Source organism: Synechococcus sp. R8-2 (genome assembly GCF_047461715.1).
GTDB lineage: Bacteria > Cyanobacteriota > Cyanobacteriia > Thermostichales > Thermostichaceae > Thermostichus.
In genome coordinates this window covers 1-943 of the sequence record NZ_JANSHQ010000531.1, presented here as the reverse complement: position 1 = coordinate 943, position 943 = coordinate 1, and the positions used below count along the sequence as shown (strand labels likewise).

Sequence of the window (943 nt, the reverse complement as noted above, 5' to 3'; positions counted from 1 at the left end):
TGCAAGACTGGTCTGCAATTGAGCTTCTTACCCTGGGAGCAAGATACAAAAACCTTGCAGTTGTTCCTGAGTTGCTAGATACTCTCTTCCATCCCTATCCATTTTCGGTTCAAGCTTTTCGCCGCTCGGAATACATCAAGTACTTTGGAGATGTAGATGTATATAACCACCTATACATAAGACCATTTCTAAATAGTGGTGTATTCTCTGGAAGTAATTCCGGTATTCACTGGGTAGCATGGAAAAACAGACTGAGCCAAGCTATCTCTATGAGCCGCGATCTATCCTTCTCAGATCAGTGTTCTCTAAACCTGGCTATTCATAATGACTTAGGGATAGATAACGTTCAAATTTTACCATTGTTTTGTAACTGGACAGTTCATAGTAAACTACCTCTATGGGATCCAAAAAGAAAGCTCTGGGTTGAGCCTTGGAAGCCTTACATCCCTTTAGGAATTCTACACATTACTACCAAGCAAGCTAAGGATAGAAAAACTCATGTAGCTAATACTACCGATGGCTTCAAAGTTGAAGCCAGTCTTTGGTATCCTAGAAGCCATTCTTCTCCAATCAGAAGGTATGACTATGTATCAGCTAATCAAAAGAAAATATATCTCGACTACAGCTTCCCTCTAATGACTGCTATCGATCCAGGGCCTCATCCCTGGCCTTATCTACGGAAAGAAGTTCCTCACCTTTGTACTGCGGATTTGCGTCAACCTATTATCGGCTTTGTTAGTCGAGACGAGGCTCATATTCTGTACAATACTGCCCTTAAGCTACAAGGAAAAAACGCCCTAGAGATCGGCTGTTGGCTAGGTTGGTCAACTGCGCACCTGGCGGCAGGAGGAGTTATTCTCGATGTGGTAGATCCTGCTCTGGCCGATCCCCAGATTTATGGAAGTGTGGATCAATCTCTTCGCTCGGCTGGAGTTCGCTCTAA

General features: G+C 43.6%; 1 pseudogene. It reads left to right on the top strand.

The window, feature by feature from the left end:
- Positions 1-943: pseudogene (locus NW819_RS12015) on the top strand (macrocin O-methyltransferase); the annotation flags it as partial.